This is a genomic window from Brevundimonas sp. TWP2-3-4b2 (genome assembly GCF_049897345.1).
Lineage (GTDB): Bacteria > Pseudomonadota > Alphaproteobacteria > Caulobacterales > Caulobacteraceae > Brevundimonas.
The window spans coordinates 19,225-33,044 of record NZ_JAFCWB010000006.1 but is presented as its reverse complement, the minus strand read 5'-3'; the positions used below and the strand labels follow the sequence as shown (position 1 = coordinate 33,044).

General features: G+C 67.3%; 14 protein-coding genes and 1 tRNA gene. 11 read left to right on the top strand and 4 right to left on the bottom strand.

The window, feature by feature from the left end; all coding sequences use genetic code 11:
• Positions 1-26: 26 nt before the first annotated feature.
• A complete protein-coding gene (locus tag ACP7AS_RS11880) occupies positions 27-1,661 on the top strand; it encodes an ATP-binding protein (RefSeq protein ID WP_426029072.1) in 1,635 nt (544 codons plus the stop codon).
• Here the strand turns inward: ACP7AS_RS11880 and ACP7AS_RS11875 are convergent.
• Positions 1,588-2,820 (bottom strand): sensor histidine kinase, encoded by a 1,233-nt coding sequence (locus ACP7AS_RS11875; RefSeq protein ID WP_426029071.1) that lies wholly within the window; start codon positions 2,818-2,820, stop codon positions 1,588-1,590. The genes ACP7AS_RS11880 and ACP7AS_RS11875 overlap by 74 nt on opposite strands.
• Before the next feature lie 117 nt (positions 2,821-2,937).
• Positions 2,938-4,950 carry an acetyl-CoA carboxylase biotin carboxylase subunit gene (locus ACP7AS_RS11870; protein ID WP_426029070.1) on the bottom strand — a complete coding sequence of 671 codons (2,013 nt, stop codon included), beginning with the start codon at positions 4,948-4,950 and terminating at the stop codon, positions 2,938-2,940.
• Positions 4,951-5,171: 221 nt separating this feature from the next.
• On the opposite strand from ACP7AS_RS11870, the gene ACP7AS_RS11865 reads away from it, so the two are divergent.
• Positions 5,172-6,665: a hypothetical protein gene (locus ACP7AS_RS11865; protein ID WP_426029069.1), complete on the top strand. Its 1,494-nt coding sequence runs from the start codon at positions 5,172-5,174 to the stop codon at positions 6,663-6,665.
• Between the two features lie 307 nt (positions 6,666-6,972).
• Here the strand turns inward: ACP7AS_RS11865 and ACP7AS_RS11860 are convergent, their stop codons facing one another.
• On the bottom strand, positions 6,973-7,149 hold the full coding sequence (locus ACP7AS_RS11860) for a hypothetical protein (RefSeq protein ID WP_426029068.1): 177 nt from the start codon (positions 7,147-7,149) through the stop codon (positions 6,973-6,975).
• 78 nt (positions 7,150-7,227) lie between these two features.
• Here ACP7AS_RS11860 and msrB point away from each other — a divergent pair, with 78 nt between their 5' ends.
• From msrB to ACP7AS_RS11845, 3 genes are all read left to right on the top strand, one after another.
• Entirely contained in the window at positions 7,228-7,719 is a 492-nt protein-coding gene (gene msrB, locus ACP7AS_RS11855) for a peptide-methionine (R)-S-oxide reductase MsrB (RefSeq protein WP_426029067.1), read from the top strand.
• Between the two features lie 49 nt (positions 7,720-7,768).
• Positions 7,769-8,380, top strand: a complete 612-nt coding sequence (locus ACP7AS_RS11850; protein WP_426029066.1) for a hypothetical protein — start codon at positions 7,769-7,771, stop codon at positions 8,378-8,380.
• 224 nt (positions 8,381-8,604) lie between these two features.
• Positions 8,605-8,829 (top strand): hypothetical protein, encoded by a 225-nt coding sequence (locus ACP7AS_RS11845; RefSeq protein ID WP_426029065.1) that lies wholly within the window; start codon positions 8,605-8,607, stop codon positions 8,827-8,829.
• 135 nt (positions 8,830-8,964) lie between these two features.
• On the opposite strand, the gene ACP7AS_RS11840 is transcribed toward ACP7AS_RS11845, so the two are convergent.
• Positions 8,965-9,039 (bottom strand) — tRNA-Thr (locus ACP7AS_RS11840).
• 480 nt (positions 9,040-9,519) lie between these two features.
• On the opposite strand from ACP7AS_RS11840, the gene murA reads away from it, so the two are divergent.
• The 6 genes from murA to ACP7AS_RS11810 all read left to right on the top strand — a co-directional run bounded on the left by murA (position 9,520) and on the right by ACP7AS_RS11810 (position 13,818).
• Complete coding sequence (murA, locus tag ACP7AS_RS11835; protein ID WP_426029064.1) at positions 9,520-10,809, top strand: UDP-N-acetylglucosamine 1-carboxyvinyltransferase; 1,290 nt, start codon at positions 9,520-9,522, stop codon at positions 10,807-10,809.
• Positions 10,799-11,275 (top strand): DUF2948 family protein, encoded by a 477-nt coding sequence (locus ACP7AS_RS11830; protein ID WP_426029063.1) that lies wholly within the window; start codon positions 10,799-10,801, stop codon positions 11,273-11,275. The genes murA and ACP7AS_RS11830 overlap by 11 nt, the downstream gene beginning before the upstream one ends.
• Positions 11,272-11,751, top strand: a complete 480-nt coding sequence (locus tag ACP7AS_RS11825) for a UPF0262 family protein (RefSeq protein WP_426029062.1) — start codon at positions 11,272-11,274, stop codon at positions 11,749-11,751. Before ACP7AS_RS11830 ends, ACP7AS_RS11825 begins: the two co-directional genes overlap by 4 nt.
• Before the next feature lie 226 nt (positions 11,752-11,977).
• The gene (gene infA / locus ACP7AS_RS11820) at positions 11,978-12,199 is read left to right on the top strand and encodes a translation initiation factor IF-1 (protein ID WP_013269122.1); all 222 of its coding nucleotides are present in this window, start codon (positions 11,978-11,980) and stop codon (positions 12,197-12,199) included.
• 12 nt (positions 12,200-12,211) lie between these two features.
• Positions 12,212-12,787: a Maf family protein gene (locus ACP7AS_RS11815; protein WP_426029061.1), complete on the top strand. Its 576-nt coding sequence runs from the start codon at positions 12,212-12,214 to the stop codon at positions 12,785-12,787.
• Entirely contained in the window at positions 12,784-13,818 is a 1,035-nt protein-coding gene (locus tag ACP7AS_RS11810) for a ribonuclease E/G (protein ID WP_426029060.1), read from the top strand. The genes ACP7AS_RS11815 and ACP7AS_RS11810 overlap by 4 nt, the downstream gene beginning before the upstream one ends.
• Positions 13,819-13,820: the final 2 nt, after the last annotated feature.

Sequence of the window (13,820 nt, the reverse complement as noted above, 5' to 3'; positions counted from 1 at the left end):
TGACAGCAGCAGGAGTTCCCGGCACGATGCCCTCGCTCGCGACACGAACCGATCCGGATGTCGACGGGCTGGACATCCTCGGGACCTTCTTCGAGGTCTCGCTGGACCTGCTGGTGGTGCGTGAACTGGACGGGCGGGTGGTCCGCGCCAGTCCGTCCTGGGAGACCGTCCTGGGTCACCGGCCCGATGAGATGGAAGGCCTGCCGCTCCTTCGCCTGCTCCATCCCGACGACCAGGCGGCCACGCAGGCGAGCGTCATCGAGGTCGAGAACCGGGGTCCGGCCGATCCGGTGACCGGCTTCATCAACCGCTATCGCCACAAGAACGGCGAGTACCGCACGCTGGAGTGGCGGGCGCGCCGGGTCGGCGACCGCATCTACGGGGTGGCGCGCGACGTCACGGACCGGGTGGCGGCCGAACGCGAACTGCTGGAGGCCAAGGCTGCGGCCGAGGTCGCCAACCAGGCCAAGACGGACTTTCTGGCCAATATGAGCCACGAGATCCGCACGCCGCTGAACGGGGTCATCGGACTGATCGGCGCGCTGGCCCAGGGCGAGCTGACATCGGCCCAGCGCGAACTGGTCGAGCTGATCGAACAGTCGGGTGTGACCCTCGAGCGGCTGGTGTCCGACATCCTCGACGTGGCCAAGATCGAGGCCGGCCATCTGGACTTCTCGGTCGGGGACATGGATCTCGAGCGCGAGCTGGACGGCGTCATCGGCACCGCCCGCGTCAAGGCCGAGGCCAAGGGTCTGGCCTTCCACGTCGAGCGCGGCCCCGGCGCGCGGGGCGACTTCCTCGGCGACGCCACCCGCATTCGACAGGTGCTGTCCAATCTCCTGTCCAATGCCGTCAAATTCACCCCTGAGGGCGAGATCGCGGTCTTGATCGAGGTTGCCGACGACACCCCCGAGCCCGGCGTCGCCATGCTGACGCTCGCGGTTCGCGACACCGGCGTCGGCTTCGATGCGGAGGCCGGGGAGACCCTGTTCCAGCGCTTCAGCCAGGCAGACAGCACCATCACCCGCCGCTTCGGCGGCACCGGCCTGGGCCTGTCCATCTGCCGCTCCCTGGTCGAGATCATGAGCGGCGAGATCAGGGTTCAGTCGCAGCCGGGCGAGGGCAGCTGCTTTACCGTCTCCATTCCCCTGTCGCGCACCCGCTCGGTCGCCGCCCACGACGCCGCCGCCGACGCCGCAAAGGCGCGTGCCGCCGAACAGGTCTCCGTCGCCGTCGGCCGGACGCCGTGGATCGGGGACGCACCGCTGAAAGTGCTGCTGGCCGAGGATCATCCCGTGAACCAGCGGGTCGTCCAGGCCATCCTGTCCGGCGGCGGCATGGAGGTGACGACCGTCGGCGACGGCGCACAGGCGGTCGAGGCCTTCACCGCGGGCGCGTTCGACCTGATTCTGATGGACATGCAGATGCCGGTCATGGACGGCCTGACCGCTACCCGCGCGATCCGCGCCGCCGAACAGTCCGCGGGCCGCCCGCGCACGCCCCTGATCATGCTCAGCGCCAATGCCATGGCCCAGCACCTGCAGGACGCCGCCGACGCCGGTGCCGACAGCCATCTGGCCAAGCCGATCACGCCGGGATCCCTGATGGCGGCCATCGAGGCGGCGGTTCAACCGGCGGACACGATGACGGCGACGCTGTAGCCCACCGACCGGCTTGAGACGAGGCCGGGGCCCCACCGCCCTTCGAACGCCCTAAGCGCGTTACCAAGCGCTGTGGACTCATGGCTAGTCCGGTTGTGGTCGTCCCTGGCTCGGTGGCGCGCTGCGGCCCTGGATCTGCCGTGTGCGACCGCAGTGGCGAGAGCGGCATCCCGACCCCTGCCGTCACCGGAGACGGGTAGGCCAGCCGCGACACAACACCGGGATGGGCGTCCTCAAGCGTAAAGGACCCGCCCAGCTGTCTTGCCATACCGGCGATGATACGCAGCCCGAGACTTCCACTGGTCGCCAGGGCGAAGTCCTTCTTCAACCCTTCCCCGTCGTCAACAACCTGCAGGCGACGTTCCCCTGCGTCATCCGTGAGGATGATGGAGATGCGCCCGCCGCGGTTCGCCAGCCCGTGCTCCAGGGCATTGTTGACGCATTCGAGCATGGTGAGCATCACCGGCGTCGCCTCCTCGGCGTCGAGCGCTATTGTGGTCGGCGCGATCTCGAAGGTGACGTTGGTCCGACCGGCGGCCGCCAGTGCGTCGCTTACGATCGGTCGGGCGAACGAGTCGAACGGCGTGGCCCGGCCGTCGACGTCAGCCAGTCCATGCTGGATTCGCGCGATCGTGGCGGTGCGCGCGGAGGCTTCGTCGAGCGCCCGACGGGCCCCGGGGTCCTGGGTCGCCGACGCTTCCAGCCGAAGCAGCGCGCTGACCACCTGGATATTGTTCGACACCCGATGCTGCACCTCCTTGAGGAGCAGATTCCGGCTGTTGGCGAGGGCTGCGCTTCGTTCGACTTCAACCGCCAGCCTGCGCGTCGCGGAGTCCATTCCGACAATGAAGAAGATGTCGACCGTCACTACGGCCACATAGAAGCCGAGCGCCACAGCCGTCGCAGGGCCGAGATCAAAACCCGCTGTTCCGATCCAGAACCACCACGCGGTCAGGCCAGACAATACCGCGGTCAGAATGGCGGGTCGAACGCCGGCGAAATAGGCCACGACGACAACGGCCGGAAAGAAGGTCAGATAGGGGAAGCCCTGAGGAAACCAGTCCGAGAGCAGGAACCGGACGACAAAGGCTATGGCCCACGCCACGATGGCGAGACCGTAACCGTACACGCGCGACCGGCGGAAGGAGTCCTTGGTCAACCCGATCCCCTGACGAGCCAAAACAGATCTCAGCCGATACCCGTCGTGGCGCGCGAGCAAGTTTCCCTACTAGCCGCCGCTTGGTCAGGAAATCAATACGCTGTGAGCCTGCCGAATCTATTCGAATTCCACTAGGACGTCATCCGCCGCGACCGGGTCACCGGCCCTGGCACCGACCGCCTTTACGACCCCGTCGCGCTCGGCCTTGAGGATGTTCTGCATCTTCATGGCCTCGATGATGGCGACGGTTTCACCGGTCTTGACCTCCTTGCCGACGGTCACGGGGATGGCAACGACCAGGCCGGGCATGGGGGACTGGATCAGCTTGCTCGTGTCGGCAGCGACCTTTTCGGGCAGGCGGGCGTAGAGGGCGGCGATGGCCGGGGTCAGGACGCGGACGCGGGCGCGGGCCGCGCGGTGGCGGATGACGAAGCCGTCGGCGACCCGGGCGACCTCGGCGGTGAAGGGCTGGCCGTCGAGGGTGGCGCGGAACTGGGCCTGTCCGGGCCGCCAGTCGATGTCGGACAGATGCAGGGCGCGGTCTTCGCCCGCCAGCTCCAGCGACAGGGCCTCGTCGTCGTCATAGCCGAGAGAGACGCCGTGCGCCTCGCCGGGGCCTGAGGTGCCCTGGCCCTGGGCGGCGATCAGCACGATCCAGTCGGTGCGGTCAGACGGGTCGCCGGACTGTTCAGCGGCGATCTCGTTCATCGCGGCGGCGGCGGCGATCAGGATGTCGGTCTGGCGACGATCGGGCAGCAGGCCGTGGAAGCCGTCGGGGAACTCGTCCTTGATGTAGCTGGTCGAGATATTACCGCTCTGGAAGCGCGGCTGGTCCATCACCGCGGCGAGGAAGGGGACGTTGTGGCCGACGCCGGCCAGATGGGTGTCCTCCAGCGCGCGGGCCATGCCGGTCAGGGCCGCATCGCGGGTCGGGCCCCAGGCGCACAGTTTGGCGATCATGGGGTCGTAGAACATGGAGATCTCGTCGCCCTCGCGGACGCCGGAATCGTTGCGGATGGTGTAGCCGTCGGGATGGGGGCCTTCCTCGGGCTGCTCATAGCGGACCAGACGGCCGATCGAGGGCAGGAAGCCGCGGTAGGGGTCTTCCGCATAGATGCGGCTTTCGATGGCCCAGCCGTTGATGGCCAGATCCTCCTGCCCGAAGGCCAGTTTTTCGCCCCAGGCCGAACGGATCATCTGCTCGACCAGATCCACGCCGGTGATCAGTTCCGTCACCGGATGTTCGACCTGAAGACGTGTGTTCATCTCGAGGAAGAAGAAGGATTTATCCTGCCCGGCCACGAATTCGACTGTGCCCGCGCTGTCGTAGTTCACGGCCCGCGCCAAGGCGACGGCCTGGGCCCCCATGGCGGCGCGGGTCTCGGGGTCGAGGAGGGGGGACGGGGCCTCTTCGATGACCTTCTGATTTCGGCGCTGGATCGAGCATTCGCGCTCGAACAGGTGGACGATGTTGCCGTGTTTGTCGCCCAGCACCTGAATCTCGATGTGGCGCGGGTCGATGATGAATTTCTCGAGGAAGACCCGGTCGTCGCCGAAGGCGTTGAGCGCCTCGGCCTTCACCGCGGCAAAGCCCTCGGCCATGTCGGCGTCGGAGTGGGCAACGCGGATGCCCTTGCCGCCGCCGCCGGCCGAGGCCTTGATCATGACCGGATAGCCGATCTGGTTGGCGATCTCGACGGCGTGGGCGGGCGTATCGATCAGGCCCATGTGACCGGGAACGGTGGAGACGCCGGCCTCGGCGGCGAATTTCTTGGAGGTGATCTTGTCGCCCATGGCCTCGATGGCATGGGGGTTGGGACCGATGAAACTAACATTCTCCCGTTCGAGCCGACGCGCGAAGGTGGCGTTCTCACTGAGGAAGCCGAAGCCGGGGTGGACGGCCTCGGCACCCGTCTGGCGCACGGCTTCGACGATCCTGTCCTGCAACAGATAGGACTGTGCGGCAGGCGCGGGGCCGATCAGGACGGTCTCGTCGGCCATCTCGACGGCCAGCGAGCCGGCGTCGGCTTCCGAATAGACCTGGACGGTCCGGATGCCCATCCTGCGGCAGGTCTTGATGATGCGGACAGCGATTTCGCCGCGATTGGCGATCAGGATCTTTGAGAACATGTGTCTTTGAATCTGAAGCGAACGTGATCGCGGCGGGGCGGGTTCGCCCCGATTAGGCCGCGTTCCGGCGGGAGTAAACCGAGGCCGCGTTCAACCGACCGGCGTTCGGGCTTGGCAAAGCCTGTACCGATGGGGTTAAAGCCGTTCCAGTCCCGTTCATCGACGCCCGATCATTTTCGTCCACTCCCCCGTCCCGCTTATTTGGCCCGGAGCCTGACCTGATGTCCCGTTTCCTGACTTTCGCCGCTGCTGCGGCACTGACCCTGGCGGCAAGCGCCGGCCCGGTTGCGGCCCAGGACTTCCGCGCTCTCGCCCGTCAGGACCTGCAGAGGGCGCATGACGAACTGGCCGCCAACCATCCCGCCCCCGCCGTGCCCGGTGCGGCCAGCCAGGCTTTCCGGAGCTGGCTGGACACGGGCCTTCAGGATGCCCTGGGCCGCGCCGGTCAAGCCAACAGCGGCGACGCCCACGCCTATCTGATGCGCTACTATGCCGCCGGCTTCCGCGACTCCAACATCGCCATCACCCCGACCTTCGAGGGGATGGGCCCGTATTTCGGCACCAGCTGGCCCGGTTTCACGACCGGCTGGCGCGGCGGCAAATATGTCGTCACCTATGTGAAGCAAGGCGTCAGCGGTGCGCCCCGGGTCGGCGACACGGTGGTTGAGTGTAACCTCACCCCGATCGAGGAATTCGCCCGCAAGAAGCTGGACCGTTGGGAAGGCAACCTCGAAACGGAAGCCGGCCGTGTGACCTCGGCGCCCTATCTGTTCTGGAACCGGAATAACCCGTTCGCCGCCGGCGTGCCGTCGATGTGCAGTTTCCAGTCGGGCCGGGGCCGTCCGCGCGACATCCAGATCCGTCCGGTGCCGTTGGTCGCTGGTGATCTGGAGGCCGCGTACCGCGCGACCGTCTATATGCCGCCCGCAACCCCGCTGGCGGTCGAGACCGTCAACGGTCGCCCGTGGCTGCACGTCCATTCCTTCGCGGACAGCGCCGGCTGGCAGGCGTTCAACGCCGCCGTGGAGGGTCAGGCCGCGACCCTGCGCGGACCCCAGGGCTTCGTGCTGGACCTGCGCGCCGCCTCGGGCTCGGGCCTGAACTCCTCGACCGCGCGCGGCTATGGCCTCGCCAACCGCATCTGGACGCCGGAGTTCACCGTCAGCCGTCAACCGGCCGCCGGCGAACTGACCTACCGCGCTACCCAGGGGAATCGTGACTGGTACGCCGCCGCGCTGGGTCGCATGGAGGCGGACCCGCAGTTCGTGCAGGAAGCCGGACCCGTGATCGAGCAGACCCGCGAGATCGTAACCGCCTTCGACGCCGCCATCGCCGCCGGCCAGCCGACTTTCACCCTGGCGGGACGCGCCGCGGTGGCCGACACGGGTGCCGCCAACCCGGTCGCCGGTCCGGTGGTTGTGCTGGTGGACGCCGGCTGCTCGGGCGGTTGCCTCGATACGCTCGACCTGCTGTCCAAGCTGCCGAACGTGCGCATCGTCGGTTCGACTACGGCCACGGACTCGATCTTTGTCGAGCCGACCGTGATGCGGCTGCCGTCGAACTATTCGGACCTCAGCTACGGCCACAAGGCGTGGACCTCGCGCCCGCGTGCCAACAACCAGCCCTACACCCCGGCGCAGGGCCTGGTTTACACCGGCAACCCGGCTGATGAGACGGCCGTGAGGACCTGGGTCGCAAGCCTGTTCGGCTCCTGATCCAGCCGCCAACACCACAGAAAAGGCCGGTCAGGGGGAACCCTGGCCGGCCTTTTTCTTCGGGATATGTGAGTCGCCGAGGTTCAATCGACATTCAGACGTCGGTACCCCGCTATCACTCCCCGTCATTCCGGGGCTGGGACCGGGGTAGCCGGGGCAAGAACCCGGAATCCAGGAGTCTGGACGCCGCCGCCCGCCCCACGGCCCAATGGCGAGTCCGGTCTCCTGGATTCCGGGTTCCGCTCCGCGGCCCCGGAAAGACGGTGTTTGATGGATAATCAGCGGAGCGGCCGAATGTGGATTGGACCTAGTCGCGCTTGCGCGCCCGGTCAGCGGCATCGACGAGGCGAAGGCCCGAAATCTCGGCCGCGTCCGGGGACAGGCTCATGGCCGCATACGGCGGATCCTTGACGACCACGATGCCGTGCTTCGCCGTCGGCGTGAGCGGCTGAGTGATCAGGTCCTTGTCGGCATCCTTACGCATACAGCCAGAACGGTTTGCGGACGTGCGAGTTCCGGCACCCGGTTTGCGCATGACCCGACCGGTTCCTAAGTGGATGACATGACTGAAACAGACATCGCCCCCGGCCTGCATTCTCCGTCCGGTTACGACCTGACGCCGCCCAGCGACGGGCAACGCGTCGCGCTGGAGGCCGATCTGTCCGCCGAGGAGAAGCGCGTGCTTCTGGCCCATGGCACCGAGGCGCCGTTCTGCGGGACCTTGCTGGGCGAGAAACGGCCGGGGGTCTTCTGCTGCCGCGAATGCGGGCTGCCGCTGTTCCGTACCGAGACCAAGTTCGAGAGCGGGACAGGCTGGCCGAGTTTCACGGAGCCGGTCGACCCGACGCACGTCAAGGCGATTACCGACCGCTCGTGGGGCATGTCGCGGACAGAGACCCGCTGCGCACGCTGTGACAGCCATCAGGGTCATGTCTTTCCCGACGGACCGGGGCCGACCGGCCTGCGCTACTGCATCAATTCGGTGGCCTTGAGCTTCGTCCCCGAGGGTTCGCCGCTGCCGGACCCCCTGGGCAGGGGCGATGGAGACGCCTGATCTTGGCCGTATTTGCTGCTAGTGTGACGACCGTACAGGAGTTGGGCCCATGCTGATCACCGCAATGCTGATGGCCGGTGCATTCGCGTCCGGAGATCCTGACGGCGTCGTCACCACCGCCCCCGCGACCAGCGTTGATCTGGCCGCCACCATCCAGCCTTCGGTGCCGTCGGTCGTCGGCGCGGCCCAGGCAGGCGTGCCACATAATCTGTCGACCGATGAGCAGATCGACCGTTGGATCGCCACCCGCTCCGCAGACGACAGGCCCTATGACCGTGAGTCGCGCCCAGCGCTTGACGACGGCAAGCCGCATGGCGAGGTCAGCGTATCCATCGGAACGGGCGGCTATCGCGACTATGGCGTGGCGGTATCCGGCCCCATCGGCGAGAACGGCCGGTTCAGTCTCAGCTACCGTCAGGTCGAGAACGGCTATCCCTACGGTGGCTATGGCTATGGCTATGGCTACGGCTACGGCTACGGCTATGGCTATGGTGGATTGGACGGTCAGCCGTTCGGTGGCGCGGCTTTTGACGACAGCGGTTACGCCTTCCCGGGAAATCGCCCGGGGGCTGCAGCCCAGTTTGAGGCCCGCGTCATGCGGCCCGGGGGGCCGCCGAATCCTCAGCCACGGGTCAAACCGCAACTGCCCGACTCCCGGTAAGCGCAGACGGATCGCGGGGCAATTGCGTCGCCACCGCGTGGAATTTCGTTACCGGCTCGACACAGGGCAACGGTTTCTCGCGTCGGGCGTTGTCTGAAAGCCTCAGCTTGATAATTCTGTCGTGTTGGGCTGTTACGCAGATCGTCAATGCCATGAGTTGTATGGCATGATGCCTGATGCCAACTCAGGCGTTCAATACCAACCCGGCCACAGGAGTAGTCGCCATGAAGAAAACCATCATCGCCGTCACGGCGGGTCTGCTGCTGGTCGCCGGTCAAGCGGCTGCAGCCAATAATGTGTCGACCGTTCGCGTCGGCGACCGCGTGGGCGCCTCGGCTGATGAGGCCAGCGAGTTCTCCGGTATCCCGTTGCCGGTGCTGCTCATCGGTGCGGCCGTCATCGTGGCGACCGTCGTGGTTGCCTCGGACGACGATTCCGAGAGCGATTAATTCTCGCGACAACGCGTGATGAGAGCCCCGCCGGTACAGCCGGCGGGGCTTTTTCGTTGTGCGGGTCGTGAAAACTCAGGAGGCGAACGCAAACGGGGCCTGACCGCAAGGTCAGGCCCCGTCAGGGTTTCAGAGTGGTGCCGCCGGGGGGAATCGAACCCACGACCTCAGCCTTACCAAGGATGCGCTCTACCACTGAGCTACGGCGGCCTGTTCTGAGGAAGCGGCGATATAGCCAACCGGGGACGACGGGGGAAGCCCTTGAACGACTTTTGCTTCGCATAAGCCACAAAAGTGGTCCGAACGCCGATTGGCCAACGGCCCGAACCCTGACGGCCAGCGTCCTTCAAGGCATAACAGAAGCGTTTCAGGCGCTTGCGGAAAAGTTCGGCGCGGGCTCTCCTCGACTCATGGATGAGTCGAAGACCGAAGGGCCGAAGCCCGAATTGCCGACGAGTCTGCCGGACCCGCTGGCCGCGCCGAAAACCCCGGCCACGGCGCGGGCCCAACGGCTGTCCACGGCGCTTCGCGACAATCTGCGACGGCGCAAGGCGGCCCGCCACCCGGGGAAGACGGCCGCGCCGCGCAACTGAATGTCATCGCCGGAGACGTCGCCGGCCTTTCGCAATCGCAACCGTCCGGGCTAGATAGCCGATCCCCTTGCCTCCCGCAGGGGTCGCAAGAGACGACATGGACAGTATCGCCATCATCGGGGGCGCCCGCCTGAACGGATCGATTCCGGTCAGCGGCGCCAAGAATTCCGCCCTCAAGCTGATGGCCGCCTCGATCCTGACCGATCAGCCGCTGTTGCTGACCAACATGCCGCGTCTGGCGGACACCAAATTCCTTGGCCGCCTGCTGCGTGAGCTGGGCGTCGAGGTCGATCAGCGCGACGGGGCCGACGGCCAGGAGACGCTGTTCCACGCCGGCCAGATCACCTCGACCTTTGCTCCCTATGATCTGGTTCGCCAGATGCGGGCGTCTTTCAATGTGCTGGGCCCGCTGCTGGCAAGGACGGGCGAGGCCAAGGTCTCGCTGCCGGGGGGGTGTACCATTGGTGCCCGTCCGGTGGATCTGCACCTCCAGGCGCTGACGGCTCTGGGGGCCGAGATCGAGCTGGACGAGGGCTATGTCACTGCCCGCGCACCGGGCGGGCTGAAGGGGGCCGAGATCGAGTTTCCATTCGTCTCGGTCGGGGCGACCGAACACGCCTTGCTGGCCGCTGTGCTGGCGCAGGGGACGACGGTCCTGCGCAAGGCCGCCCGCGAGCCCGAGATCGGCGATCTGGCGCGCTGCCTGACTGCCATGGGTGCGAAGATCGAGGGGATCGACACCGACGTGCTGACGATCACGGGGGTGACGTCGCTGGGCGGCGCGACCTGGTCGGTGATTCCCGACCGGATCGAAATGGGCTCTTACGCCGTGGCGGCCGCGATGGCCGGGGGCGAGGTGCGGCTGACGAAGGCGCGGCCCGAGCTGATGACGGCGCTGACCGAAAAGATGATCGAGGCCGGGGTCGAGGTGACACCGACCGCCGATGGCGTGATTGTCAAGCGCGACCCGGCGCAGCGGCTGAAGGCCGTCAATGTGGCGACAGAGGTCTATCCCGGCTTCGCCACCGACCTGCAGGCGCAGTTCATGGCCCTGATGACGACGGCCGAGGGCGACAGCGTCATCCACGAGAACATCTTCGAGAACCGCTTCATGCACGCGCCCGAGCTGGCGCGGCTGGGAGCCGACATCTCGGTTCACGCCGGTGAGGCGGTGGTGCGGGGGGTGCCGGTGCTGCACGGGGCGCCGGTGATGGCCACCGACCTGCGGGCCTCGGTCAGTCTGGTGATCGCGGGTCTGGCGGCCGAGGGCGAGACCACCGTCGGACGCGTCTATCATCTGGACCGCGGCTTCGAGCGGCTGGAAGAAAAGCTCAGCGCCTGTGGTGCCGACATCCGCCGGATCAAGGACGACGGGAATGAGCACTGAGGCCCACGAACAGGGCAGCGAAGCGGCGGTGACGCCGCCCGAGCCGCTGCGCCTGCTGGCCGAGGACGCCGACGACCTGCATATCATTTCGGCGGCCCTGCAGGACGCCATCATGCGGCCCGTGGATATCGTCTGGGAGCCGGCGGCGCGGCGGGTGACGCTGAAGCTGAGCCGGTTCTGCTGGGAATGCGGCGGCACGCGGGTGATGGCCGCGATGCAGTTCGGTGATGTGACGGCGGTCAAGAGCCGCCGTCTGCCGCGGTTGCCGGAAAGCGCGCTGGAATTGCTGGCCATGGAATTCGCGCCAGATGAGGCTCCCGGTGGACGGGTCATTCTGATGTTCGCGGGCGGCGGCGACCTGAGGATCGACGTAGAATGCCTCGACGCGGTCCTGACCGACCTGTCCGAGCGCTGGCCGGCCCGGCTGGCCCCGACGCACGCCGGCGAAGAGGCGGACCCGGCATGAGCGATCCCAATTCCGGAAAACATTGGCTGACTTCGATCGATCTGGACGCCGCGACCCTGTCGTCGGCGACCGCCGAAATCGAGCATGAGCGGCGGGTCGCGATCTTTGACCTGGTCGAGAAGAACAGCTTCGAGCCCGCGGGTGCCGCCGGCGGTCCCTATGCGCTGAAGCTGGCGATGGTGGACGGACGGCTGGCGTTCGAGATCACGGGACCGGATTTTCACCGGGTCCACGGGCTGTCGCTGACACCGCTGAACAAGGTGGTGAAGGACTATATCGCCATCTGCGACAGCTATTACGAAGCCCTGCGCGGCACATCTCCCGCCCAGATCGAGGCCGTCGACATGGGCCGCCGCGGCCTGCACAACGAAGGGGCCGAGCTTCTGAAGGCGCGCCTGGACGGCAAGATCGACATCGACCACGAAACGGCTCGGCGGCTGTTCACCCTGGTGACGGCGCTTTATCGGCGGGGATGACGCCGAGGGGCTAGTGGCTGGTGGCTGGCTGACGCCGTCGGAGCCGGACTGCCAGGGTCAACCTTCCGCAAGCAGGTGCGCTTCAATCACTCGCCACCAGCCACTAGCCACTCTTCTGCTTCACCTCGACTTTTGGCGCGATCTCATGCATAGGCCCGCTCCTTAATGACGCGCGCTTTCGCCCGGCGCGCGTACAAGCCTGTATTTGCAGGGCGCGAGAGGCCGCATGGCTAAGGAAGAACTGCTCGAGTTTCCCGGCGTCGTCAGCGAACTGCTGCCGAACGCGACGTTCCGCGTGCTGCTCGAAGGCAATGACCACGAGATCATCGCCCACACCGCCGGCAAGATGCGCAAGAACCGCATTCGCGTGCTGGCCGGCGACAAGGTTCTGGTCGAGATGACGCCCTATGACCTGACCAAGGGCCGCATCACCTATCGCTTCAAGTAAGGACGGGCTCGAATGAGCCGTCCGGAACTCGTGCTGGCTTCTGCCAGCCCGCGCCGCATCGAACTGCTGGCGCTGGTCGGGATCACCCCCGATCGCGTCGAACCCGCCGACATCGACGAAACACCGCTGAAGGACGAGACGCCGTCGCGCCTCGCCGCGCGTCTGGCCGTGTCCAAGGCCGAGGCCGTGGCGGCCGGGGCGCCCGATGCGGTGGTGCTGGCCGCCGACACGGTGGTGGCCGTCGGTCGACGCCTGCTGGAAAAGCCCGCCGACGAGGCCGAGGCCGTCCGGTTCCTGAAACTGCTGTCCGGCCGCAACCACCGGGTCTTCACCGGTGTGGCGGTGACCGCGGGGGTGAGGACCACGCACCGGGTGGTCGACACCCGGGTGTCGTTCAAGGTCCTGGCCGACGCCGAGATCGCCGCCTATGTCGCCGCGGGCGAATGGCGCGGCAAGGCCGGCGGGTACGGCATCCAGGGCCGGGCAGGGGCCTTCGTCACCCGTCTGGTCGGCAGCTATCCCGCCGTCATGGGCCTGCCCCTGTTTGAGGCGGTCAATCTTCTGAATGGCGCGGGCTGGCGGGCGTGACCGTCGAGGTCTTCCTTGACGACACCCCCGGCGAGGTCCGGGGCATGGTCTCGCGGGACGGCCGTTTCCATCATCTGCTGCTCCAGCGCGACGACGCGGTCGCCGGCCATCGCCTCGGCACCCGGTCGGTCGGTCGAATCATCGACGTGCAACCGGGTCTGAAGGGCGCTTTCGTCGATCTGGGCACCGGCCCGCTGCCGGGCTTTCTTCCGTTCAGGGGTCCGAACCCGCTCGCGGTCGGCCAGAAGGTCGAGGTCGAGGTCGTGGCCGAGCCGCGCGAACGCAAGGGCCCGACCTTGCGGCTGATGGGGCCGGGGCAGGGCGACCCGCGCGTGCTGGTCGAAGGCCCGACGGTGGCGGACACGCTGGCCCGGCTCGCTCCCGGGGTGCCGGTGATCACGGGCCTGGCCGCAATTGAGGCGGGTCTCGAGGCCGAGGAAGAGGCCATGGCGGCCGGACGGATATTCCCCGACACCGGGCTGGACCTGCGGGTCGAGCGCACGCGCGCCCTGGTCGCGGTCGACCTGGACCTGTCGCCGGTGCCGGGCGTCTCGTCCGGGGCACCGGCGCGGGCGCGAGCCAATCGTCAGGGACTGGTCGAGGCGGCGCGTTCGATCCGGCTCAAGCGCTGGGGCGGGCTGGTGGCGATCGACCTGATCGGCGTGGGACATGACGGAGAGGCGATTCTGGGGGCCGCGCGGCAGGCGTTCGGAATGGACCCGGACGTCGCCTTTGGTCCGGTCAACCGGTTCGGCGTGCTGCAGCTGTCGCTGCCGTGGCGGTTGACGCCGCTGGAAGAAATCCTGAACGGGCCCGGGGGCCGCCGCCGACCGGAACAGCGGGCGCAGGACGTGGTGCGCGCACTGAGGGCCCATCTGCTGTCCGACACGACCACGCCCCGCGTCCGCGCCCGTTGCGCCCCGGACGAGGCCGGGCTGGCCACTCCGGGGGTGGCGAAACTGGGGCCGCGCGCCGATCTTGTGGCGGACGCCGCGCTGGCACCCGGCGCGTTCGTGCTGGAGGCGGTATGACC

Bases quoted from the DNA above. Each gene is read 5' to 3' on its own strand.
- ACP7AS_RS11830 (WP_426029063.1), top strand. From the start codon at position 10,799: ATGAGCACTGAGGCCCACGAACAGGGCAGCGAAGCGGCGGTGACGCCG.
- ACP7AS_RS11880 (WP_426029072.1), top strand. From the start codon at position 27: ATGCCCTCGCTCGCGACACGAACCGATCCGGATGTCGACGGGCTGGAC.
- msrB (WP_426029067.1), top strand. From the start codon at position 7,228: ATGACTGAAACAGACATCGCCCCCGGCCTGCATTCTCCGTCCGGTTAC.
- ACP7AS_RS11860 (WP_426029068.1), bottom strand. From the start codon at position 7,149: ATGCGTAAGGATGCCGACAAGGACCTGATCACTCAGCCGCTCACGCCG.
- ACP7AS_RS11870 (WP_426029070.1), bottom strand. From the start codon at position 4,950: ATGTTCTCAAAGATCCTGATCGCCAATCGCGGCGAAATCGCTGTCCGC.
- ACP7AS_RS11825 (WP_426029062.1), top strand. From the start codon at position 11,272: ATGAGCGATCCCAATTCCGGAAAACATTGGCTGACTTCGATCGATCTG.
- infA (WP_013269122.1), top strand. From the start codon at position 11,978: ATGGCTAAGGAAGAACTGCTCGAGTTTCCCGGCGTCGTCAGCGAACTG.
- ACP7AS_RS11815 (WP_426029061.1), top strand. From the start codon at position 12,212: ATGAGCCGTCCGGAACTCGTGCTGGCTTCTGCCAGCCCGCGCCGCATC.
- ACP7AS_RS11845 (WP_426029065.1), top strand. From the start codon at position 8,605: ATGAAGAAAACCATCATCGCCGTCACGGCGGGTCTGCTGCTGGTCGCC.
- ACP7AS_RS11865 (WP_426029069.1), top strand. From the start codon at position 5,172: ATGTCCCGTTTCCTGACTTTCGCCGCTGCTGCGGCACTGACCCTGGCG.
- ACP7AS_RS11850 (WP_426029066.1), top strand. From the start codon at position 7,769: ATGCTGATCACCGCAATGCTGATGGCCGGTGCATTCGCGTCCGGAGAT.
- murA (WP_426029064.1), top strand. From the start codon at position 9,520: ATGGACAGTATCGCCATCATCGGGGGCGCCCGCCTGAACGGATCGATT.